The sequence below is a fragment of the Levilinea saccharolytica genome (genome assembly GCF_001306035.1).
Lineage (GTDB): Bacteria > Chloroflexota > Anaerolineae > Anaerolineales > Anaerolineaceae > Levilinea > Levilinea saccharolytica.
This window is the reverse complement of sequence record NZ_LGCM01000021.1, coordinates 20,983-42,738: the sequence shown is the minus strand read 5'-3', so window position 1 is coordinate 42,738 and position 21,756 is coordinate 20,983. Positions and strand designations below refer to the sequence as shown.

22 protein-coding genes are annotated in these 21,756 nt (G+C 59.9%); 13 read left to right on the top strand and 9 right to left on the bottom strand.

The features are described from left to right. The first annotated feature begins 9 nt into the window (after positions 1–9). The 13 genes from ADN01_RS05525 to ADN01_RS05465 all read left to right on the top strand — a co-directional run bounded on the left by ADN01_RS05525 (position 10) and on the right by ADN01_RS05465 (position 13,752). Positions 10–510, top strand: coding sequence for a hypothetical protein (locus ADN01_RS05525; RefSeq protein WP_147239034.1), 501 nt, complete (start codon positions 10–12; stop codon positions 508–510). A gap of 253 nt (positions 511–763) precedes the next feature. Next, positions 764–1,585, top strand: a complete 822-nt coding sequence (gene focA, locus ADN01_RS05520) for a formate transporter FocA (RefSeq protein ID WP_236690974.1) — start codon at positions 764–766, stop codon at positions 1,583–1,585. Between the two features lie 72 nt (positions 1,586–1,657). Beyond that, a complete protein-coding gene (gene fdhF, locus ADN01_RS20040) occupies positions 1,658–4,417 on the top strand; it encodes a formate dehydrogenase subunit alpha (protein WP_082142766.1) in 2,760 nt (919 codons plus the stop codon). A gap of 231 nt (positions 4,418–4,648) precedes the next feature. Further along, entirely contained in the window at positions 4,649–5,134 is a 486-nt protein-coding gene (locus ADN01_RS05510) for a cyclic nucleotide-binding domain-containing protein (protein WP_062418191.1), read from the top strand. 89 nt (positions 5,135–5,223) lie between these two features. Beyond that, the gene (hypA, locus tag ADN01_RS05505) at positions 5,224–5,592 is read left to right on the top strand and encodes a hydrogenase maturation nickel metallochaperone HypA (RefSeq protein WP_062418190.1); all 369 of its coding nucleotides are present in this window, start codon (positions 5,224–5,226) and stop codon (positions 5,590–5,592) included. 1 nt (position 5,593) lies between these two features. Continuing rightward, positions 5,594–6,265 (top strand): hydrogenase nickel incorporation protein HypB, encoded by a 672-nt coding sequence (hypB, locus tag ADN01_RS05500; RefSeq protein WP_062418189.1) that lies wholly within the window; start codon positions 5,594–5,596, stop codon positions 6,263–6,265. A 7-nt stretch (positions 6,266–6,272) separates the two neighbouring features. Next, entirely contained in the window at positions 6,273–8,591 is a 2,319-nt protein-coding gene (gene hypF, locus ADN01_RS05495) for a carbamoyltransferase HypF (protein ID WP_062418188.1), read from the top strand. A gap of 1 nt (position 8,592) precedes the next feature. Beyond that, positions 8,593–8,859, top strand: coding sequence for a HypC/HybG/HupF family hydrogenase formation chaperone (locus ADN01_RS05490; protein ID WP_062418187.1), 267 nt, complete (start codon positions 8,593–8,595; stop codon positions 8,857–8,859). Between the two features lie 5 nt (positions 8,860–8,864). Then, positions 8,865–9,953, top strand: coding sequence for a hydrogenase formation protein HypD (gene hypD, locus ADN01_RS05485; protein ID WP_062418186.1), 1,089 nt, complete (start codon positions 8,865–8,867; stop codon positions 9,951–9,953). Between the two features lie 27 nt (positions 9,954–9,980). Beyond that, positions 9,981–11,042: a hydrogenase expression/formation protein HypE gene (hypE, locus tag ADN01_RS05480; RefSeq protein WP_062418185.1), complete on the top strand. Its 1,062-nt coding sequence runs from the start codon at positions 9,981–9,983 to the stop codon at positions 11,040–11,042. Between the two features lie 63 nt (positions 11,043–11,105). Next, positions 11,106–11,909, top strand: coding sequence for a class I SAM-dependent methyltransferase (locus tag ADN01_RS05475; RefSeq protein WP_062418184.1), 804 nt, complete (start codon positions 11,106–11,108; stop codon positions 11,907–11,909). Positions 11,910–11,915: 6 nt separating this feature from the next. Further along, the gene (locus ADN01_RS05470; RefSeq protein WP_062418183.1) at positions 11,916–12,587 is read left to right on the top strand and encodes a PIG-L deacetylase family protein; all 672 of its coding nucleotides are present in this window, start codon (positions 11,916–11,918) and stop codon (positions 12,585–12,587) included. 85 nt (positions 12,588–12,672) lie between these two features. After that, entirely contained in the window at positions 12,673–13,752 is a 1,080-nt protein-coding gene (locus tag ADN01_RS05465) for a Gfo/Idh/MocA family protein (protein WP_062418182.1), read from the top strand. Between the two features lie 58 nt (positions 13,753–13,810). Here the strand turns inward: ADN01_RS05465 and ADN01_RS05460 are convergent, their stop codons facing one another. The 9 genes from ADN01_RS05460 to sufD all read right to left on the bottom strand — a co-directional run bounded on the left by ADN01_RS05460 (position 13,811) and on the right by sufD (position 21,743). Next, positions 13,811–14,983 (bottom strand): ABC transporter substrate-binding protein, encoded by a 1,173-nt coding sequence (locus ADN01_RS05460; protein WP_062418181.1) that lies wholly within the window; start codon positions 14,981–14,983, stop codon positions 13,811–13,813. A gap of 293 nt (positions 14,984–15,276) precedes the next feature. Then, positions 15,277–16,056, bottom strand: coding sequence for an ABC transporter ATP-binding protein (locus ADN01_RS05455; RefSeq protein ID WP_201778636.1), 780 nt, complete (start codon positions 16,054–16,056; stop codon positions 15,277–15,279). A 12-nt stretch (positions 16,057–16,068) separates the two neighbouring features. Continuing rightward, positions 16,069–17,256 carry an ABC transporter permease gene (locus tag ADN01_RS05450; RefSeq protein ID WP_062418180.1) on the bottom strand — a complete coding sequence of 396 codons (1,188 nt, stop codon included), beginning with the start codon at positions 17,254–17,256 and terminating at the stop codon, positions 16,069–16,071. Then, positions 17,246–17,863: a peroxiredoxin-like family protein gene (locus ADN01_RS05445; protein WP_075070990.1), complete on the bottom strand. Its 618-nt coding sequence runs from the start codon at positions 17,861–17,863 to the stop codon at positions 17,246–17,248. Before ADN01_RS05445 ends, ADN01_RS05450 begins: the two co-directional genes overlap by 11 nt. Positions 17,864–17,966: 103 nt before the next feature. Continuing rightward, complete coding sequence (locus ADN01_RS05440) at positions 17,967–18,305, bottom strand: non-heme iron oxygenase ferredoxin subunit (RefSeq protein WP_062418178.1); 339 nt, start codon at positions 18,303–18,305, stop codon at positions 17,967–17,969. A 2-nt stretch (positions 18,306–18,307) separates the two neighbouring features. Beyond that, positions 18,308–18,718, bottom strand: a complete 411-nt coding sequence (sufU, locus tag ADN01_RS05435; RefSeq protein ID WP_062418177.1) for a Fe-S cluster assembly sulfur transfer protein SufU — start codon at positions 18,716–18,718, stop codon at positions 18,308–18,310. Between the two features lie 17 nt (positions 18,719–18,735). Further along, positions 18,736–19,980 carry a cysteine desulfurase gene (locus tag ADN01_RS05430; protein WP_062418212.1) on the bottom strand — a complete coding sequence of 415 codons (1,245 nt, stop codon included), beginning with the start codon at positions 19,978–19,980 and terminating at the stop codon, positions 18,736–18,738. A 33-nt stretch (positions 19,981–20,013) separates the two neighbouring features. After that, positions 20,014–20,304 (bottom strand): hypothetical protein, encoded by a 291-nt coding sequence (locus tag ADN01_RS05425; protein WP_062418176.1) that lies wholly within the window; start codon positions 20,302–20,304, stop codon positions 20,014–20,016. Positions 20,305–20,393: 89 nt separating this feature from the next. Further along, a complete protein-coding gene (gene sufD, locus ADN01_RS05420) occupies positions 20,394–21,743 on the bottom strand; it encodes a Fe-S cluster assembly protein SufD (RefSeq protein WP_062418175.1) in 1,350 nt (449 codons plus the stop codon). Positions 21,744–21,756 lie beyond the last annotated feature (13 nt).

Below are 21,756 nucleotides of genomic sequence, written 5' to 3'. Positions count from 1 at the left end.
AGGGAATGCATGAAATCAACATTGATCATTGCATATGGAAACATCGATCGCGAAGATGACGGTGTTGGATGGCATATCCTGGTCGGCGTCCTGGATGCTCTGGGACGAGAGGTGCCTTCATCCCCTGAAGAGGTGTTTGAACCCCATCCCACAGATACCTACCCGCACGTGCAGTTTACCCTACAGCTGTATCCAGAATTGGCTGAAACCCTCGCGCAATATGAGCGTGTCTGTTTTGTAGATGCCCACACAGGCCGCGTCCCCAACGATCTCAATATCGAACACCTGGCCCCCAATTTTCAGCAATCCCCCTTCACTCACCATATGACCCCGCAGACCTGCCTGGCTTTAGCCCACAGCCTCTACAATGCACAAACCGAAGCCCTGCTCGTCTCGGTGCGCGGGTTCAGTTTCAATTTCACCAATTCGCTTTCTGAACCCACCGCCAAACTGGCTGAGCAGGCTGTGGAAACCGTTTGCCAATGGCTGCTGGCCGTGGATTCCGTCTAAAATAAACTGCCCGCGCCCAACTATTCACCATATATCAGAACAATAAAGATCTGCTTACAAAAAATGACAAAAAACTTTTATCAGACAGGAGGATTCATTATCGCTGACATTTGGAGATTTTGCAGTTGTATTGGTTACATTCATAACCTGGACAATTGTCCACAAACCGTTAAACTCAGTATAGTCACTCATTCTATCTCAACCAGAAAAGGGTCACCCAGACATGTCCGCTGAATTCAATATTGATGCTCTCATGCCCGCTGAAATGGCTCAAAAAGCCGAAGCCGTCGGTGTTAAGAAGGCCAACATGGCCACTCTCCCCATGCTGGGCCTGGCAGTCCTGGCCGGCGCATTCATTTCCGCCGGTGCGATTTTTGCCACCACCGTGGGTGCTGGCACTGCCGACGTCCCCTTCGGCCTGGCCAAATTTGCCGTAGGCCTCTCCTTTACCCTGGGCCTCATCCTGGTCATCGTGGGCGGCGCCGAGCTGTTCACTGGCAATAACCTGATCATCATGGCCTTCACCTCGGGCAAAGTGACCTTCGCCCAGCTCATGCGCAACTGGGGCATTGTGTATTTCGGAAACTTCCTGGGTTCCATTGGAACCGCCCTGCTGATGTTCGTCTCCGCGCAGTACACCTTTGGTAAAGGCGCCGTCGGTTTGGCTGCGCTCAACACCGCCAATGCCAAGTGCGGTCTGGGCTTCTTCCAGGCCATCGCCCTGGGCATCATGTGCAACGCCCTGGTCTGCATGGCGGTTTGGCTTTGCTTCTCGGCCCGCTCCACCACCGATAAAATCCTGGCCATCATCCCCCCCATCAGCGCCTTCGTGGCCGCCGGCTTCGAACACAGCATTGCCAACATGTATTTCATCCCCATGGGTCTGTTCATCAAATCCTGGGGCTCCCCTGCCTTCTTTGAAAGCATCGGTAAAACCGCGGCTGATTTTTCTAACCTCACCTGGGGTAACTTCTTCCTGGCGAACCTTTTGCCCGTCACCATTGGCAATATTATCGGCGGCGCCGTGATGGTCGGCCTGATGTACTGGTTCATCTTCAACGGAAAAAAGAAATAACCACCCAGCTTACGTCATCATTCGCAGCCTCGCCTGATCTTTGGTGCACGGCTGAACTAGACTGGAGAAACAATGGTTAACTTCACGATCAACGGTCAACCCGTCCAGGCTCACCCAGGGCAAACCATCCTGGAAGCCGCGCAGGAGGCCGGGATTACCATCCCGACCCTCTGTTATCATAAAGACCTCTCGCCGCACGGCGGCTGCCGTATGTGCATCGTTGAGGTCGCCGGTGCTCGCGGGCCGTTAACCTCCTGCACAACCCCCGCGACCGAGGGCATGCAGGTCGTCACCGAAAGCCCCGCAGTCATCGAACACCGCCGCATGATCCTCAAGCTCCTGCTGTCTGCCTATTATGACCGCGGGGACAACAAGGATGACGGCCGCGAAAATGAACTTCTCCACTGGGCCGAGTTCTACGGTGTCTCGTACAGCGAGTTCGCCGCCAAAGAACCCCGCTACCCGGTCAACAGCGACCCCAACCCCTTTGTATGGGTGGACATGAATAAGTGCATCCTGTGCTCGCGCTGCGTTCGCGCCTGCGCCGAAGTGCAGGGCCGCTTCGTTTGGGGTCTGGAGAATCGCGGTTTCGACTCGCACGTCGTCGCCGGTTCCGGTGTAACCATGCTGGAAGCTCGCTGCGAATCCTGCGGCGCCTGCGTTGCCTACTGCCCCACCGGCGCGCTCGATAATAAAATGTCTGTGGGTGCTGGCGCAGCTGAAAAGAAAGTCACCACCACCTGCACCTACTGCGGAGTCGGCTGCCAATTTGATCTCAATGTGCGCGACAACCACATCGTGCGCGTCACCTCGAACCCCAGCGCCCCCGTCAACGGCATGCGCCTGTGCGTCAAAGGCCGCTATGGTTACGACTTCGTGCATCATGAAGAGCGCCTCACCGAGCCGCTGGTGCGTGAATACCTCCTTCAGGGCAAAGAGCGCCCCCACGGAGACCGCGGGCCCTGGGTTCAGGTGGATTGGGACACCGCCCTCAATTTGACCGCCCGCAAGATCGCCGCTGCGCGCGATACCTTCGGCGCAGACAGCGTCGGCGTCCTCACCTCGGCCAAATGCACCAACGAAGAAAACTATGTGATGAACAAGTTTGCCCGCCAGGTGGTCGGGACAAACAGCATCGATCACTGCGCCCGTCTTTGACACTCCAGCACTGTGGCCGGTCTGGCCACTTCCTTCGGTTCCGGCGCAATGACCAACCCTATGGACGACGTTGCCGCCCATTCTCAGGCGATGCTCGTGATCGGCTCCAACACCACCGAACAGCATCCCGTCTTCGGCACCATGCTGCGGCAGGCGGTATTAAAGCGCCATGCCAAGCTCATCGTTGCCGATCCGCGCAAAATTGATCTCACCGAATTCGCCACCCTCCATCTGCGCCTCAAACCCGGCACAGACATCGCCCTGCTCAACGGCCTGATGTATATCATCCTGGAAAAAGGTTGGGAAGATAAGGCCTACATTGCCGAGCGCACCGAAAACTTCGACGAATTCAAAGCCAATATCATGAATTACCCGCCGGATGCCGTCTCTGAAACGACTGGCATCCCTGTGGAACAGCTCTACGAAGCCGCCGAAATCCTGGCGACCACCAAACCCGCCTCGATCATGTGGGCCATGGGCATTACCCAGCACACCGTTGGCGTCCAAAACGTGATGACCTGCGCCAACTTCCAAATGCTGCTCGGTAACATGGGTGTTCCCGGCGGCGGCGTCAACCCGCTCCGCGGTCAGAACAACGTGCAGGGTGCTTGCGACATGGGCGGCCTGCCCAATTTCTACCCTGCCTACCAGTGGGTCAACCAGGAACCGAACCAGAAGAAATTCGAAGCGGCCTGGGGCGTCTCCCTGCCCGCCAATATCGGCATGACCGTCACCGAAATGATGCCCGCGGCGGCCAACGGCAAGCTCAAGGCGCTCTACATCCTGGGCGAAAACCCCATCATGTCCGATCCGGACACCAATCACATCCGCCACGCCCTGGACACCCTCGACTTCATGGTCCTCCAGGAGATCTTCCCCTCGGAAACCGCGGAATACGCTGATGTATTGCTTCCGGGCGTCAGCTTTGCGGAAAAAGAAGGCACCTTCACCAACACCGAGCGCCGCGTTCAGCGAGTCCATCAGGCCATCCAGCCCATCGGGAACGCCCGCCAGGATTGGGAAATCACCCAGGAAATTGCCCGCCGCGTCATCGAACTCGGCAGCCGCAAACCCAGCGACGCCCCGCATGCCGCCTGGAATTTCACCAGCCCGGCCGACATCATGGCCGAAATCAACGCGCTGGCCCCCTCCTACGCCGGCATCAGCTATGAACGCCTCGACCGCGGTGAGCGCCTGCACTGGCCCGTCAAAGACGCGGAACACGGCGGCACCCCCATCCTGCACGTGGGCAAATTCGCCCGCGGGTTGGGCAAATTCGCGGCCACCGTTCATGTCCCGCCGGTGGAAATGCCCGATAACGACTACCCCATGCTGCTCTCCACCGGCCGCGTCCTGTACCACTGGCACGGCGGCGAAATGACCCGCCGCGCCGAAGGCCTGATGGAAGTCTACGGCCAGTCGCTGGTGGAACTCAACCCCGATGATGCCCGCCGTCTGGGCGTCAACGGCAACAAGCGGGTGCGTGTGGCCTCTCGCCGCGGCGTCATCGAAGCCGAAGCCTGGGTCACCGACCGCGTCCCGCCGGGCATGGTCTACGCCAATTTCCACTTCCCTGAGGTCAACGCCAATCAGCTGACCATCGCTGCTCTTGATCCCATCGCCAAGATCCCTGAATACAAGATCTGCGCGGTCAAAGTCGAATTGGTCAAGTAAGCTTCACCCAAACACATTTCAAGAACCAACGCCGCGGCAGGTTGCAAAACCCGCCGCGGCGACATTTATCCCCCCATTTGTCACTCTCTTGCACATTTCAAACCCAATTTGCGTCACGAAAAGTCAACCAAGATGGTGACAATTCACCCCTCCCGCGGTGACAGTACACACTGTAAAACACCTCCCCATCAGTGATAAAACAAGATGGGAAGCATTGATAGGATTACCGCCATGTTTGAACAACCCGACCTCAACACGATGCTGCGCAGCATCCCCTTCTTTTTAGAACTATCTCCGCGCTCTTTAGAACCGCTGGTGGAGATCAGTCAACTGCGCCTGGTCCCTGCGGGGGAGATCCTCTTTCAAGAAGGCGACCGAGAAACCGAACTCTACATTCTTCTGGAAGGTCAGGTTCAGATCACCGCCCACATCCCCAATCACGGCGAATTTGATGTTTTCACCGCGGAACCTTTGGATATCATCGGCTGGTCTGCCCTGACCCCCATTGTGCGCCAACGCACCGCCTCGGCTGTTGCCCTCAAAGATTCCATCCTCCTTGCGCTGGACGGCGACGGGCTGCGCGCCTTATGTGAAGCCGACCACGACCTCGGATACATCTTCATGCGCCGCATCTCCAACATCGTTGCCAGCCGCCTGCTTGCCACGCGGCTTCAGCTCTACGATTTGATCCTGCAGCAGCCTCTGCCCCATCCCTAAATCAAGAGCGCCTGTTTTGCTGGCTTCCCGCAGTCAACAGCTGCCGGTGTTCCGGAGATTTTTGCCTGTTTTGGTTTATAATTACGCCCATGCATGAGCTATCCGTCACCGAAAATATCCTCGCCATCGCCGAGAAGCACGCCCGCAAAGCCGGCGCAACGCGCGTCACCGACATCCACATCGTTATCGGCCAGCTTTCCTCCATCGTGGACGATTCGGTCCAATTCTATTGGGATATGATCTCCGAAGGCACCTTGTGCACCGGGGCCAAATTGCATTTCAGCCGCAAACCCGCCCAAATGCACTGCCGTGCCTGCCAGCACACCTTCACCCTCATCCGCGGAGAGCTGATCCCCTGCCCCGAGTGCAGTTCCATGGACCTTCGCATCGTCTCCGGCGAAGAGTTCTTCCTCGACAGTATCGAAATCGAACGCGACCAACCCGACCAGGAGCCTTAACATGAGCCCAGAACGCGTCACCATCGTCGAAAAAATCATGGATGCCAACGATCAAATCGCCGCCCTCAACCGCGCCCGCTTTGACCGTGCCGGCGTCTTTGCCGTCAATCTCATGGCCTCCCCGGGTGCGGGCAAGACCACCCTCATCCTCGAAACCATCCACCGCCTGGCGCCCCGCCTGCGCATCGGCGTCATCGAGGGCGACACCGCCCCCGTGACCATTGACGCGGATAAAGTCACCGCAGCGGGTATGCCCGCCGTGCAAATCAACACCGGCGGCGACTGCCATCTGGACGGCATGATGATGAGCCGCGGCATGGATCAGCTCCCCTTGGAAAGCCTTGATCTGGTGATTGTCGAAAACGTCGGCAATCTCATCTGCCCCGCCGCCTTTAATCTGGGCACGCACGCCAACGTCCTCATCGCCAGCATTCCCGAAGGTGACGACAAACCCTATAAGTATCCCAACATCTACCGCGGCTTGCAGGCCCTCATCGTCAGCAAGACCGATCTGCTCCCCTACATCCAGTTCAATATGGACTATTTCCTGAAAGGCGTCGAAGCCCTCAACCCAGGGTTGGTGCATTTCCCCGTGGCCGCTTTGCGCGGGGACGGCATGGACGCCTGGATCCAATGGCTGCAAGAGCAGGTCGCCGCGAAGAAGAAAGCCTGATACCTTTATGACGGACGGCAATATCGGTTGCAAAATTTGGGTGCGCGGCATCGTTCAGGGCGTTGGCTTTCGCCCCTTTGTCTATACGCAAGCCGTCACCCACCAGCTCACCGGCTGGGTGCGCAACACCTCCAGCGGCGTCGAAATCGAAATCACCGGCCAACCTACCGGGGTGCAGTCATTCCTCACCGCGCTGAAAGACAACCCACCCCCCCTGGCGCAAATTGATTCGGTCGTCACCGAGTCCATCCCCCCCGCCGCGGGCAGCGCCTTTGTCATCCTGGAAAGTCACCCCGAACCCGGCGCGTTCATTCCGGTCTCGCCGGATATGTCCATCTGCCCCGATTGTCAGCGCGAGCTTTTCGACCCCGCCGACCGCCGCTTCCGCTATCCCTTCCTCAACTGCACCCACTGCGGCCCGCGTTTTTCCATCATCCGCGACATCCCCTATGACCGCCCCCTCACCAGCATGGCCGGGTTCCCCATGTGCCCCGACTGTTTGCGAGAGTATCAAAACCCCCTCGACCGCCGTTTTCACGCCCAACCGGTGGCTTGCCCGGTCTGCGGCCCCCAGGTCTGGCTGCAAGCCGCCGACGGCACGCGCCTGGCCGAGCGGGACGAAGCGGTGCGCCTGGCCCGCAAAATGCTCAAAGAAGGCGCCATCCTGGCCGTCAAGGGCCTGGGCGGGTACAACCTGGCTTGCGACGCCGCCAACCCCCAGGCCGTGGCCGAGCTGCGCCGCCGCAAGAAGCGCTCCGATAAGCCCTTCGCCCTCATGGCCTTCGACACCGCCGCTGTGGCCCGCCACTGTCAGCTAGACCCTGCCGCCGAGGCCCTCCTCACCGCCCCCCAGCGCCCCATCCTGCTCCTCAACCGCCTGCCGGGCGCGTCCGTCGCCCCCCAGGTGGCCCCCGGCCAGGTGACTTTGGGGGTCATGCTGGCCTACACCCCCCTGCACCTGCTGCTGCTGGAACCAGAGCCGGGCTACCCCGATCTGTGGGTGATGACCTCCGGCAACCTTTCAGAAGAGCCCATCGCGTATGTGGACGGTGAAGCCCAGGAACGCCTCTCCTCCCTGGCCGACGCCTTCCTGCTGCACGACCGCCCCATTCACATGCGCGTGGATGATTCAGTCCTCGCCCTGGCCGATGGTCAGCCCTACCCCATCCGCCGCGCCCGCGGTTACGCGCCCGATCCCGTCCGCCTCTCCGGCCCCGCCCTGCCGCCCATTTTCGCCGCGGGCGCCGAGCTGAAGAACACCTTCTGCCTCACCCAGGACCGCTACGCCTTTCTAAGCCATCACATCGGCGATTTGGAAAACTACGAAACCCTGCGCTCCTACGAAGAAGCCGTTGCCCATTACGAACGCCTCTTCCGCGTGCAGCCCCACACCCTTGTCTGTGACCTGCACCCCGATTATCTCTCCACCCGCTACGCCCAGCAGCGCGCCGCCGAAAGCGGCCTGCCCATTTTGCAGGTGCAGCATCACCACGCCCACCTGGCCGCCTGCCTGGCCGATAACGATTGGCTCAACCCCGATCCGGTCATCGGCCTGTCCTTTGACGGCACTGGTCTGGGGCCGGATGGGGCCATCTGGGGGGGCGAATTTCTGCTGGGCCACTACGCCAACTGCCAGCGTCTCTATCATCTGGCCTATACCCCCCTCCCCGGCGGCGACCAGTCTGTGCGCAAACCTGCGCGCATGGCCCTGGCTCACCTGTGGCAGTCCGGTCTCGATTGGGAACCCGACCTGCCGCCGGTCCAGGCCCTGTGCTACGAAGAGCGCACCCTGATTCGCATTCAGTTAGAGAAGTCCATCAACGCTCCGCTCACCTCCAGCGCCGGCCGCCTGTTTGACGCCGCCGCCGCTCTCATCGGCGTGCGCGCCGAAGCCACCTACGAAGGACAGGCCGCCATTGAACTGGAAGCCCTGGCAGACCCGCAGGAGACTGGGTACTATGAATTTGACCTGCACGGCGTACAAATTGACCCTGGGCCGCTCTGGCAGGCTCTGTTGGCCGATTGGCGCGCCGGAACGCCCGCACCGGTCTTATCCGCCCGCTTCCACAACAGCCTGGCCGCTCTTGCCGTACAGATGTGCCTGAACATTCGCCAGCAAAGCTCCGCCCGCACGGTTGCGCTCAGCGGCGGAGTGTGGCAGAATCGTACCTTACTCACCAAAACCCTCTCCGGTCTGCGCGCCGCGAACTTCACCGTCCTCATCCACCGCCGTGTGCCCGCCAATGACGGCGGCATCGCCCTGGGTCAGGCCCTCATCGCCGCCCACAGCCGGAATGAAAACGTGCTTTTGCCTTCGGAGGTTTAACATGTGTCTGGGTGTCCCCGGTAAGATCATCGAAGTGTATCAAGACAGCGGCATGCACATGGCCAAAGTAGATTTTGGCGGCGTCATCCGCGAAGTGTGCGTAGAAGCCCTGCCCGAAATTCAGCCCGGCGAATGGACCATCATCCATGCCGGTTTTGCCCTCAGTATCCTCTCTGAAGAAGAAGCTCAGGCCACCCTGGACTGCCTGCGCGAAATTGAGCTGCTCAACGACGAGCTTGACCTACCCGCGCCCCCGGCGCAAAGCTGACCGCCATGCAGTTCACCGCCGAATTCCGCGATGCAGCCCTGGTTCACAAGGGCATTGAAGAAATTCGCCGCACCGTCACCCGCCCCTGGACGCTGATGGAAATTTGCGGCGGGCAAACCCATGCCCTGCTCAACACCGGCCTGGATGAAATGCTCCCGCCCGAAATTGAGCTGGTGCACGGCCCTGGCTGCCCCGTGTGCGTCACATCGCTGGAGCTAATTGATAAGGCCCTGGCCATCGCCGCCCAGCCTAACGTTATCTTCACCTCCTACGGCGACATGCTGCGTGTTCCCGGCTCGCACGAGGATCTGTTCTCGCTGCGCGCCCGCGGGGCGCAGGTGCGCGTGGTCTATTCCCCGCTGGATGCCGTGCGCATTGCCCGCGAAAACCCCGACCATCAGGTGGTCTTTTTTGCCATCGGTTTTGAAACCACCGCCCCCGCCAACGCCGCCAGCCTGCTCCAGGCGCACGCCTTGGGCCTGAAAAACTATTCCCTGCTGGTCTCGCATGTGTGCGTCCCCCCCGCCATGCACGCCATCCTGGGCAGCCCCACCTGCCGCGTGCAGGGCTTCCTGGCCGCCGGGCATGTCTGCGCCGTTATGGGTTATCAGGAATACCTGCCCATCGCCGAGCAGTACCGCGTCCCCATGAGCGTCACCGGGTTTGAACCGCTGGATCTGGTGCAGGGCATCCTGCTCACCGTGCGCCAGTTGGAAGCCGGGACCCACGAAGTGCAAAACGCCTACTCCCGCGCCGTCACCCTGCAAGGCAACCTGGGCGCTCAGGCCATCATCTCACGCGTGTTCCAGCCCTGCGACCGCAATTGGCGCGGCATCGGCCCCATCCCCATGTCGGGCTGGGGTCTGCGCCCCGAATGGGCCGCCTACGACGCCGAGCAGCGCTTCTCGGTCGCGCACATCCAGACCCAGGAATCCCCCATCTGCATCGCCGGTCAAATTCTACAAGGGCTGAAAAAACCGCCTCAATGTCCCGCCTTTGGCCAGCAATGTACCCCCGAAACCCCGCTCGGCGCCACCATGGTCTCTTCCGAAGGCGCCTGCGCCGCCTACTACCGCTACGGCCGCAGCCGCTGACCGGCTGAGCCGTGTTGATGAGGTGCTATGAACCCAGCCACACCCGCTTTTGAAGGCCCTGTTTGCCCCCGCCCCCTCGATCACCAGGATCAAATCGTCATGGGGCACGGCAGCGGCGGCCGCATGTCCCACGACCTCATCCAGCGCGTGTTCTCTGCCGCGTTTTCCAACCCAGCCCTTAACCAGGCCAACGATTCCGCCCGGCTCACCCTGCCCTCTGGCCGCATCGCGGTATCCACCGATTGTCACATCGTTGCCCCCCTTTTCTTCCCCGGCGGTGATATCGGCCGTCTGGCGGTGTGCGGCACGGTTAACGATGTGGCCATGTCCGGCGCGGTTCCCCTGTACCTGACGGCGGGCTTTATCCTCGAAGAGGGTCTGCCCATCGCCGTCCTCGAGCGCGTGGTCGCCTCCATGCAGGCCGCCGCCCAGGAAGCTGGCATTCAAATCGTGGCGGGCGATACCAAAGTGGTCGAAAAAGGCAAAGCCGACGGACTGTTCATCACCACCGCGGGCGTGGGCTGGTTGCCTGAAGGCCGCCAAATCGGTGGGGAGCTGGCCGCTGCCGGAGATCAGGTTCTGCTCTCCGGCCCCGTCGGTCAGCACGGTATGGCCGTTCTGGCCGCCCGCGGCGAGCTTGGCTTTCAGGCAGAAATTACCTCTGATGTCGCCCCCCTCAACGGTCTCATCCAGGAGCTGTTAGCCGCCGCCCCTCACACCCATGTGCTGCGCGATCCCACCCGCGGCGGTCTGGCCACCACGCTGAACGAAATTGCCGTTCAGTCTCAGGTGTCCATCCGCATTGACGAAACCGCCGTGCCCATCCTGCCCACCGTACGCACCGTGTGTGAAATGCTGGGCTTCGACCCGCTCTACGTGGCCAACGAAGGCAAACTCATCGCCATCGTCCCCCCCGAAGAGCTTCCCGCCGCCCTCAGCGCCCTGCGCGCCCACCCCTACGGCGCTCAGGCAGCCCATATCGGCACCGTGCAGTCCCAGGACCCTGGGCGCGTCCTGCTGCGCACCCAAATCGGCGGCACGCGCCTGCTGGACAAACTGGCTGGTGAGATGCTCCCCCGTATTTGTTAGCCGCGGGTAAATCCGGTATAATTGCTGCGCTGTACCCAATTCGATCCTTTCATGTGAGGACCTATGAAAATTAACTATCAGGAAACCACCAGCGATCTGGCCACCCGCATTAACATCCACAATCAATTCGGCGGGCGTGACATTGACGCCTGGATGCTCGATCTGCTTAAACTTCAGCCCGGCATGGATATCCTGGATGTCGGCTGCGGTGCAGGCAAACAGTGCTTCTCGTATCATACCTACCTCAAAGGCCGCGCCACCATCACCGGCGGTGATGTGAACCAGGAACTGCTGGCTCAGGCCCGCGCCGAAGACGCCAAACGCGGCACCGGTATCCCCTTTATCGACCTGGATTTCAACAAAGCCTTCCCCTTCGAAGACAACCGCTTCGATCTCACCTCCTGCTGCTTTGCCATCTACTATGCCGAAGATGTGCCCTTCACCATGGGCCAGATGCACCGCGTGCTCAAGCCCGGCGGCCGCATGTTCCTCACCGGCCCCATGCCTGCCAACAAGCAGCTTTTCTACGACGTGATCCGCGAGGCCACCAACAATAAGCCCATCCCGCCCATGCCCGGCTCTTCGCGCTATGAAAGCCAGTTCCTGCCGGTCATCCGCGCCATGTTCTCCAAGGTCGAGGTTCACCTCTTCGAAAACCCCCTGACCTTCACCGAAGTGGAACCCTTCGTGGCCTACACCCGCGCCTCCCTCAACGAAGACCGCAAAATTTGGTCGTCTTTCTTCTCTGGCAAGGATGATTTTGAACGCGTTATGACCGAAATTCAGCGCGTGGCAGCCGCCCGCCTGGAACGTGACGGCAAGCTGGTGATGACCAAGGTGGTTGGCGGTTTCCTCGCCACCAAGTAGCCCGCCATGAATGAGGCCATGATTTTCACCGGACGCCGCATTCTGTGCCTTGGCGCCCATCCTGATGACATCGAACTCGGCTGCGGCGCCCTGCTGCATCAAATGGCCGCCGTTTCGGATGTTCTTTGCGTCACCCTCTCGGATAACCAGAAGAATCCTGAGCTGAATCATCTGGTAGGAGAACATTACGCCAGCATGGGTGTGCTCGGCATGCCGTCCGAAAAAGTCATCCTCGGCCCCTTCGAAACCCGCCGCTTCCCCCACGCCCGCCAGGAAATCCTGGAATACATTCTGGACATCCGCCGCAAGTTCCGGCCAGAAATTGTGCTTACCCACACCCGCAACGACATTCACCAGGATCACAACACCGTCATGGAAGAAGCCCTGCGCGCTTTTCGCGGGGCCACCGTCTTGGGTTTTGACGTGCTGCGCTCCAGCTACGGCTTCTTCCCCAACTTCTTGGTGGAAGTCAGCGAAGAGGACGTGGAGAAGAAAATCGCGGCCTTAGCAGAATATAAGACCTACACCAACCGCTACTATTTCAGTCCCGAAATCACCCGTTCCACCCTCATCCGTCACGGCGCCCTGGCTGAACGCCCCTATGCCGAAGGCTTCGACATCCTTCGCATCGTCAGCGTCTTTGGCCGCCCGCCGGAAGCGCCGCAGACCGCCTCCTGACCCCTGCTTTCCCCGCCGCCCGAAGGTTCTCACTTTCGGGCGGTTTTGTACCTCCTACCCACTTTTTGCAAATAAGGAGCATCCCATGCCCCCTTCTCCCATCCGCATCGGCATCATCGGCATCGGCCAAATCGGGCGCCACCATCTGAAAACCTACCGCACCATCCCCGGCGTCGAGGTGGTTGCCGTGGCAGGCCGCGACCCGCAGCGCACCGCCCAGGCCGCCCAAGAAACCGGTGTAGCCTGGTGGACCACCGATTATCACCAGCTCCTCGCCCGTGAGGACATCGACGCTGTCAGCATCTGCCTGCATAACCACCTGCACCGCCCCGCCGCTGAGGCCGCCCTGCGCGCGGGCAAGCACGTCTACTGTGAAAAACCCATCGCCGGAACCTATGCAGACGGTCTGGCCATGCTCGCCGCGGCCCAGGCGGCCGGGAAGCACCTCGCCGTCCAGCTTTCTACCCTCTTCAGCCCCGAAATCAAAGCCGCTCGGCATGCCGTGGACCAGGGCTGGCTGGGGCATCCTTATTACGCCGCCTCCACCGGCTTCCGCCGCCAGGGCCGCCCCTATGTGGACGGCTACGGCACGCCCGCCTTTGTGCAGAAGAGTCAGGCCGCCGGGGGAGCCTTGCTGGATATGGGCGTCTATCACATTGCCGCCCTACTCTACTTGCTCGGCAACCCCGCCCCCCTGCGCATCAGCGGCATCACCGCCCAGGAAACCGAGATGGACGCCGCCCGCCAACGCGTCAGCGGCTACGATGTGGAGGAATTTGCTTCTGGCTTTGTGCGCCTGCAAGGCGGCCTCACCCTGCACATCATCGAGGCCTGGGCCGCGCATCTCGATACCTTTGGCGGATCTTACATCCTCGGTTCGCGCGGCGGCTTACGCCTGGAGCCCTTTGGCCTCTTCCAATCCTTCGGCGATCTGTCCCTCTCTTCCGCAGCCGATCTGGACGCCTTCGCCTACCGCCAGCACACCGTGCGCCAGCAGGGCACGGCTTACGACGGCCCCCAGCAGCATTTCATCGCCGCCCTGCGCGGCGAGGTGCCGCCCCTCCCCACCGCCGAGATCGCCCTCAACACCCAGCGCATCTCCGACGGCATCTATCTCTCTCAGCAGTTGGGTCGCGAAATCACCGTGGAAGAAATCCCTGCGTGAATCAAAAGGGCGGGCCGCCCGTTGGACAGCCCGCCACAAAACATTTGCCCTGCGAGAATTACTCTCCCGGGGTAAAAATCTTCACAATTTCCCATTTGCTGTCGGTGATCCGCATCAGCAGGATAGGCTTGTTGTGGGGGTTATGCGTGTCGGGTTCCATGGTCATCTTGCCCGTGAACACCGGCACATCCTTCATCGTCTCCAACGCATCCCGCACCGCTGCCGGATCGGGCTTGCCGGTCTTATCAATGGCAACACCCACAGCATATTCGATCGAATACAGCGCATCCAGAGCGTAGTAAGCGTACACATTCGCCGCAGTCTTGTGCTTGGCTTCGAAGGCTGCGTTGAAATCGGCGAATTCCGGCGCATCCGAAGAAATGCCGCTGCTCAGGTACGCGCCTTCCAATTCCTTGCCGGCCATGCTCAAAAGCTCATCCGCCACCCAGCCGTCGCCGCCCAGGAACTGGATCTTCAAGCCCAAAGCCGCCGCCTGCTGGGCGATCAGAGCGATATCGCGGTAGGTTCCAGTCGGCACCACCAGCAGATCCGCACCCGAATCCTGCACCTTGGCCAATTGTGCGCGGAATTCGGTATCGTTGGCCATATAGCCTTCCTTGGTGGCCATCACACCGCCCAATTCCACAAAGTGTTCTTCGAAGAAGTTCATGATGCCCACGGAATAGGGAGCCGACACGTCATAAATAAAGGCGGCCTTGCGCATTCCCAATTCCTTGTAGGCGAAATCAGCCAGAGCATAACCCTGATAGGGGTCGATGAAGCACACGCGGAACATGTACGGATTCAGCTTGCCGTCTTCCGTCACGGTCACGTTGATATTGGAAGCCGTGGTCGCCACGACCGGCACTTTGTTGGTGTTGGCAATTTCTGCAATCGGGATGGCTGCGCCCGACCATTCCGGCCCAATGATGGCTGCCACGCGGTCCTGCTCCATCAAGCGCTTGGCCACCGCCACCGCATCCGTCACTTCGGAACGGCTGTCGTACACCACCAGCTGCACCTTGTAACCCTTGATGCCGCCGTTGGCGTTAATCTCGTCCACGCGGTCCTGCAGCGCCAGCTGGGCTGCCTGCCCCACATACGAATCAGGGCCAGTCAACTGCGCATTCAGGCCGATTTTGACCACTTTCTCCTGCTGGCAGCCGCTAAGAATGCCAGATAAGAGCGTGACCAACAACAACAAAGTAATCCATCCAGCGTTTCTCTTCATGACACTTTCTCCTGTTGGGTTGGGTGGGTTCTTACTCTGTCCGCGACAGAATAAAACAAGGGAATGAATAGAATAATGAGGGGAATGGGGGTCTCCCTGGTCATCCTCCGATCAATTGCATTTTAAGTTCCGATGATTCTGGAAAATATCACCGTCACCCCCCTCAGGTGCATGATGATTGTATAGAACTTGATCGCAAAAGTCAACTGAATTCTTAAATGGAAAAACGGCAAAGAGAATCAAAAAGGGACAGCGGCCGCCGTCCCTCTCGTGATGCCAAACGATGATTAAGCCTAATGCTCCAGTCGGCCGCCCGCCAGCCCTTCAATCTCTTCGCGGGTCACGTACTGCTTTACCAGCTTGCCGTCGCGCATTTGCAGCACGCGGTCTGTGTAGGTCACCATGCGCAGGTCGTGCGTCACCATGATCCCCGCCCGATTGTTCTCGTGAATCAAGTTGGCAAAGGTTTCCACCACCTGATACGCCCGTTCCGTGTCCAGGCTGGCCGTGGGTTCGTCCGCCAGCACCAGGCTGGGGTTGTGGATCAGCGCCCGTGCAATCGCCACGCGCTGCTGCTGCCCGCCGGACATCTGCGAAGGCAAATTGGCCATGCGTTCACCCAGCCCCAGCCGCGCCAAAAGCTCCTGCGAGCGCACCCGCCCGGCCTTATCCAGCCGCCCGTTGAGGCGCAGCATCAGCTCCACATTCTCCAACGCGGTCAAATACGGCACCAGGTTGTTGGCCTGAAAGGTGAAACCGATCTTCTCCCGCCGCAGCCGAACCCGTTCGATATCCGACATCTGCGCCAGATCCATCCCATCCAAGAGCAGTTGGCCTGAGCTGGGCGATAGCAGGGCAGCCAACATGGCCAGCATGGTGGTTTTGCCCGAGCCGCTCGGCCCCACCAGTGCCACAAACTCACCCTGCCGCACCTCAAACGAAACATCATCCACAGCCCGGATCAGCCCCAAATCGCTGGGGTAAGTTTTGGCCACCCGTCTCGTCTCCAGCGCCACTGCTTGCCTGGGCTTGATCTCGTATGCTGTTGCTGCTTCCATAATTTGCGCGTCCATGCTTGTTTTCCTCTAACTGGATAAGCCCAAAGCCTTCAAAGGCTCGATGCGAACTGCGTAGCGGATTGAAACCAGCCCGCCGACAGGGCCAATCAGCAGCAGCAGCCCCAGGGCAAGCAGCGTACGCTGACCGTTGAACACAATCGGCACCGTGGGCGGAAAGCTCAAAGAGAACAGAAAGGTCAGCAGCCCGCCAATGGCCACGCCCAAAGCCGTCACGATCAAGATTTGCAGCACCGAAGCTGCCGCGATCACCGGGTTGGGCGCGCCAATCGCCTTCAGCACCCCAATCTGCGGTACTTTTTGCAGCACCTGAATTTGGAAAAAGCCGCCAATCACCAGCAAACCGATAAACAGGGTGAACACGCCCTGGGTCTGAATGGTGCTTTGCTGGGCGCTGTACCCGGGCACGTTTTGAATGGCCTTTTCAATCGTGGCGGTCTCCACATTCTGAATGTTCTCAAAAATACGCGCTTCCACCACTTCCATCTCCGCCGGGTTGCTCACCCGCACCGCGATGACGTTGGCGGTGGGGTTGTTGCTGTTCACCTCCGCCTGTGACTTGGGCCGCACCTTATCCCAGGTCTGAAAAGGCACAAACGCCGTGGGGGCCAGCGAATACTGGCGGCTGTCAGTCAGCCCAATCACCCGCAGGCGGTATTCTTCCGTATCCGTCCCCTGGGTGGACTGCACCACCACCGTATCGCCCACCTTGATGTCCGAGCGCTCAGCCACATTCGAATCAATGATCATCTCGTTGGCTTTGCTGGCACGCAGCGGCTGCCCAGAAATCACCGGCGGCAGCCCCGGGCGCCCCGGCTCAGCCCCAATCAGCGAGATCTTCAAAGTCTGGCCGCTTTCACGCGACACCAGGTTCACCGAGGAGGTCCCCAGCGGGCCGGCGTTCTCAACCCCCGGCACGCGCCGGATGGAGGTGCTCAGTGCCGGGTCCACGCGGCTGGCGGCGATCAAGAAATCGGATTTCTCCGAATACACCAACAGCTGTGCATCCAGCTTGGCCAAATATTCACGGTTGCCGTTGCCCAACCCCTCACCCAACGCCGCAATGAACAGCACCAACAAAGTGATCAGGGCGATCACCAGGCTGAACAGCAAAAACCGCCCGCGGTTGCGCCATACTTCTTTGAAAGACAGAAAAACTGGCAGGTCTGCCGAGGGATTCGAAACCTTAGTCGCCATGCGCGCCTCCCTCTGAATGAATCGCCCCGTTAAAAGGCTGCTCCCAGCGCGTGCCCAAGAACCCGCTTAATAAAACCTCCACCGGCGGATGATCGGCGATGTGGTCATAGTAGTACGGCAGGCGGATGCGCCCATCCGGCCCAATTACAAACAGCGCTGACATCAGCATAGCATCTTGCCCCTTGGGCGGCAGCTCTGCCTTAAATCCTTTCTTCGCCGCGCGCGCGTTCGCCCGCCACACCTCAGCTGAAAGGAAGGTCTCGCGCAGCCCGCCGCGCCCCACCCCATAGGCCCGATACAGGCTCCGCGTGGGGTCCGCCAGGCACAGCGTGCCGGGGATGCGCTCCGCGCAAAAAACCGCGGTTTCTTCCTGCGTACCCTGGGTCACCACCACCAGTCCCAGGTTATTTTCTTCCATTATCGGGCGCAGTTGAGATAAATTATCCAAAAGAGTCTTGCACTGCGGACAGCCAAAATGACGAATGAATGCGAGCACAATAGGACGGGCTTGCCACAAGTCTGAAAGCCGCAAGCTGCGTCCTTCACCGGTGACCACGTCGGCGTCAGGGGCAATTTGATCAAAACGGAGTTGGGATTTGGGCTTCATACCTATGATTATACGCTCGATCGCGATAATCGTTATAGGGTTTGTACAAACTTTTTATTGATTCTGCCCATCATCGCAGAAATTGCCCCCTGACAAAAACAACTTAACTGTGACGAATTCCGATCTGGATCTCGCCCTCCACCACCTGCACTGGATAGGCCGCAATATCCCCCACCGCCGGAAGTTTCTTCACCTCCCCGGTGCGGATATCAAAGCGCGCTCCATGCCGCGGGCAAACAATCTCATGCCCTTCCACCTCGCCGTCCCCCAGCGGGCCCATATCGTGCGTACACACATCCGAAATCGCGTAAAAGTACCCCGCGATGTTAAACACCACCACCGGCTGGCCGTCAATTTCCAGATACAGCCGCTCCCCATTGGGTAATTCGTCCACATCTGCCACGCCGTAGAACGTGTACTCCGCTTTGTGCTCATCCGCCATGCTTAAAACTCCTCGTCGTCGTCCACCAGAGCATCGCTGGCTTCACCCAGGCCGTACAGTCCCGCCTTCACCACCTTCAGGGAAAGCAGCGCACATTTCAGGCGCACCGGCCCCAATTCAATCCCCAGCAGGTCTAGAATATCCTGCTTGGTCATTTTCTTCACGTCTTCTACGTTTTTGCCCAGGATGGACTCGATCAAAAGGTCTGCCGATGCCTGAGAAATGGCGCAGCCGTGCCCGCTGAAAGCCGCCTCGGTGATCATGCCTGCCTCGTCCGCGCGCACATCCACCCGAATCTGGTCGCCGCACAGGGGATTTTCATCCTCAAAGGTGTAATCATGCGGATCGAGGGTCCCGCGGTAATGGGGGTCTTTATAGCGTTCGATGATGATTTCGCGGTACATGTCGTCCATAACCAACTCCTTTGCCCCTACGCAAACATGCGCTTAACCTTCTCTACCCCTTCTGCCAGGCGGTCCACTTCTTCGATCGTGTTATACAGGTAAAAACTGGCGCGTGTGGTGGCCGGGAGCTTAAAGCGTTCGTGCAGCGGCATGGCGCAGTGATGTCCCGCCCGCACGGCGATGCCTTCGCGGTCTAATAATTGCGCCACGTCGTGAGGGTGCGCTTCCTGCATGGTGAAGGCCAACACCGCCCCTTTGTGTTCCGCCGCCGGGCCGATCACCGTCACCCCGCTGATTTCGGCAAAGCGCTCCAGGGCGTAGCGGATGATGGTTTGTTCGTGTTCTTCCACCGCCTGCATGCCCACGGTTTTGAGATAATCCACCGCCGCCCCAAAGCCAATCCCTTCGGCGATGGCGGGCGTCCCCGCCTCGAATTTATGCGGCAGGGTGTTAGCCGCAAACGTGCGCAGGGTCACTTTCTTGATCATGTCCCCACCGCCCATGAACGGCGGCATGGCGTTCAACAAAGCTTCTTTGCCGTACAGCACACCGATACCGGTCGGCCCCACCATCTTGTGCGCTGAGAAGGCCAAAAAGTCCGCGTCCAGGTCGCGCACATCCACCGGTAAATGCGGCACGCTCTGCGCCCCGTCCACCAAAGCCAATGCCCCCGCCTGATGTGCCGCCGCGATCATCTCTTTGGCCGGGTTAATCGTCCCCAGCACGTTGGACATGTGCGTAAAAGCCACCAGTTTGGGCCCCTGCTCCAGCAGCTGCTGGTACACCGCCAGATCCAGCAGGCCGTCGTCCGTCACCGGGATGAATTCCAGGCGCAAACCCCGCTCCGCCGCCAACATCTGCCACGGAACCAGGTTGGAGTGGTGCTCCATCTCAGTTAAAATCACCAGATCACCCGTCTGAAGCTGCGTCCGCCCCCAGGTCATCGCCACCAGGTTGATCGCCTCTGTGGTGTTGCGCACAAAGATCACCTCGCGCGCGGTACGCGCTCCAATGAACTGGGCGATGCTTTGGCGTGCGCCTTCATAGGCCGCCGTGGCTTCCTCCGCCAGGGTGTGCACTCCGCGGTGAATATTGGCATTCGAACGGCGGTAATACTCATCCATCGCCGTCAGCACGGACTGCGGTTTTTGGGCGGTCGCGGTTGAATCCAGATAGATCAAGGGCACGCCGTTGTGAATCTGGCGCTGAAGGGTTGGGAAATCGGAGCGAATGCGCTGCAAATCAAAGGGGATGGAAGAGTTCACCGAAATCCTCGACTGTTGACTCAAATGCGGTAAAAGAGATTACTCCGCCCGCGGTAGGTTGGGTTTGGCTGGTTTGCGGGGCAGGCGAATATTGGTTGAATTCACCGGATACCATAGAATATGGTCCGGCACCATCCAGCCGTCGGTCAAATACACGTTGCTGCGAAACTGCACAGCCGCCATTTTGGAGTCCACCTGCACCACAATCCCCTTGAGCCATCCGCGAATGCGCTGGCCGCCTTTTTCGTGGTCGCAAAACACCTCAACAATATCACCCACATCAAACACATATTCAGAATCAGGGGGACGCATGAAAGGAACCGGTGCCATTTAATTTCTCCGCCGTTCAGATTTAACGGAATATTGTATCATACCCAGGCTGTGGCCGCACGGCCGCAGCCTGGGTAAATCATCGAAGGTCAGTCACCCATCGCCTGCATCTTCTTTTGAATGGCCGCCTGGAACCGGGCGCGCACACCCTCAAAAGGAATCCGCTGCATAATCGGGTCAAAAAAGCCTTCCACAATCAGCCGTTCAGCCATCCGTCGGGGGATACCGCGGCTGAGCAGATAGAACACGGGCTCTTCATCCAACCGGCCCACCGTGGCGCCGTGCGTGCAGCGCACGTCGTCCGCCAAAATCTCCAGACCAGGGATCGAATCGGCGCGGGCGTGCTCACTCAGCACCAGATTGCGGTTCGCCTGATACCCGTCGGTCTTGGCCGCTCCCGGGGCCACATAAATCATGCCTTGCCACACCGAGCGGCTGCGATCCAGCAGCGCGCCCTTGAAGAGCAGGTCGCTGGTGGTATGCGGAGCCAGATGGTTCTGCTGGGTATCGTGATCGAGATGCTGATCATGGTCGGTGAAGTAGAAGCCCGACATCTTGCCCACACTCCCCGGCCCAGCCAGTTCCAGGTCGGAGAAATTCTTGGTCAGATGGCTGCCCACCGCGCCGAAAACCCAGTCCAGCGTGCCGTCGCGGTCCACCCGCGCGCGCTCATGGCTGAAATTGTAGATATTCTCGCCCCAGGATTGCAGCTCCACAAAGGTCAGCGATGCGCCCGGCCCCACATACAGTTCCACAATACCGGCGTGCATGGCCGCCTGGAGGCTGCCCTCGGGGGAAGCTGCCTCGTGCACATACGTCACCGCAGCGCCTTCTTCCAGGTGCACCAGCAGGTGTGAGAAATGCGCCAGACCTTCGCCCGCGCCCCACAGCAGGCTGTGCAGCGGCTGTTCCACACGCACGCCGCGCGGCACATACAGCAGCAGGCCGTTCTGCGCCAGCGCCGCGGCCATCGCCGCGAATTTGCCTTCGCCCGGGCGCACAACCTTGCCGATGACTTTTTCCAACAGCTCAGGGTGCTGCGCCTGGGCCGTGCGCAGATCGGTGAAGATCACGCCTTGCGCTGCCACCTCCGGGTCCAGCGTCACATGCGACCCGCCCGCCATCAGCATCACCTGACCGCCGTGTTGGTTGGCTGTCAACGGGCGCAAAAGCTCCGCCGGGGCCGGCTCCAGGTCCAGATACGCGTTTTCCGCGGGAATGCGGAACTGCTGCGGCTGCAAGGCTTTCAAATCCGTGCGGCGCCAGGCCTCTTCAGAGACGGTTGGAATGGGCAGGGATTGGTACGCCGTCCAGGCGTTTTGCCGGAAGGCTTGCAGAAAGTTCGGCCCGCCAGCAGGAAGGTCTTTTTCTGTAAAAACAAAATCTTGGGCGGCCGCGCTGCGGCGCACGCCTCGAACAATTTTAGGGGTGTCTGCCATAGTGTTCGCTGTC

What these genes read in the sequence shown, in the direction of transcription:
- ADN01_RS05440 (WP_062418178.1), bottom strand. Translation starts at nt 18,305, where the DNA reads ATGGCGGATGAGCACAAAGCGGAGTACACGTTCTACGGCGTGGCAGAT.
- ADN01_RS05425 (WP_062418176.1), bottom strand. Translation starts at nt 20,304, where the DNA reads ATGGCACCGGTTCCTTTCATGCGTCCCCCTGATTCTGAATATGTGTTT.
- hypB (WP_062418189.1), top strand. Translation starts at nt 5,594, where the DNA reads ATGAGCCCAGAACGCGTCACCATCGTCGAAAAAATCATGGATGCCAAC.
- ADN01_RS05475 (WP_062418184.1), top strand. Translation starts at nt 11,106, where the DNA reads ATGAAAATTAACTATCAGGAAACCACCAGCGATCTGGCCACCCGCATT.
- focA (WP_236690974.1), top strand. Translation starts at nt 764, where the DNA reads ATGCCCGCTGAAATGGCTCAAAAAGCCGAAGCCGTCGGTGTTAAGAAG.
- hypA (WP_062418190.1), top strand. Translation starts at nt 5,224, where the DNA reads ATGCATGAGCTATCCGTCACCGAAAATATCCTCGCCATCGCCGAGAAG.
- sufU (WP_062418177.1), bottom strand. Translation starts at nt 18,718, where the DNA reads ATGGACGACATGTACCGCGAAATCATCATCGAACGCTATAAAGACCCC.
- ADN01_RS05455 (WP_201778636.1), bottom strand. Translation starts at nt 16,056, where the DNA reads ATGGACGCGCAAATTATGGAAGCAGCAACAGCATACGAGATCAAGCCC.
- ADN01_RS05470 (WP_062418183.1), top strand. Translation starts at nt 11,916, where the DNA reads ATGAATGAGGCCATGATTTTCACCGGACGCCGCATTCTGTGCCTTGGC.
- ADN01_RS05465 (WP_062418182.1), top strand. Translation starts at nt 12,673, where the DNA reads ATGCCCCCTTCTCCCATCCGCATCGGCATCATCGGCATCGGCCAAATC.
- ADN01_RS05445 (WP_075070990.1), bottom strand. Translation starts at nt 17,863, where the DNA reads ATGAAGCCCAAATCCCAACTCCGTTTTGATCAAATTGCCCCTGACGCC.
- ADN01_RS05510 (WP_062418191.1), top strand. Translation starts at nt 4,649, where the DNA reads ATGTTTGAACAACCCGACCTCAACACGATGCTGCGCAGCATCCCCTTC.
- ADN01_RS05525 (WP_147239034.1), top strand. Translation starts at nt 10, where the DNA reads ATGAAATCAACATTGATCATTGCATATGGAAACATCGATCGCGAAGAT.
- ADN01_RS05450 (WP_062418180.1), bottom strand. Translation starts at nt 17,256, where the DNA reads ATGGCGACTAAGGTTTCGAATCCCTCGGCAGACCTGCCAGTTTTTCTG.
- ADN01_RS05460 (WP_062418181.1), bottom strand. Translation starts at nt 14,983, where the DNA reads ATGAAGAGAAACGCTGGATGGATTACTTTGTTGTTGTTGGTCACGCTC.
- hypE (WP_062418185.1), top strand. Translation starts at nt 9,981, where the DNA reads ATGAACCCAGCCACACCCGCTTTTGAAGGCCCTGTTTGCCCCCGCCCC.
- hypD (WP_062418186.1), top strand. Translation starts at nt 8,865, where the DNA reads ATGCAGTTCACCGCCGAATTCCGCGATGCAGCCCTGGTTCACAAGGGC.
- hypF (WP_062418188.1), top strand. Translation starts at nt 6,273, where the DNA reads ATGACGGACGGCAATATCGGTTGCAAAATTTGGGTGCGCGGCATCGTT.
- ADN01_RS05490 (WP_062418187.1), top strand. Translation starts at nt 8,593, where the DNA reads ATGTGTCTGGGTGTCCCCGGTAAGATCATCGAAGTGTATCAAGACAGC.
- sufD (WP_062418175.1), bottom strand. Translation starts at nt 21,743, where the DNA reads ATGGCAGACACCCCTAAAATTGTTCGAGGCGTGCGCCGCAGCGCGGCC.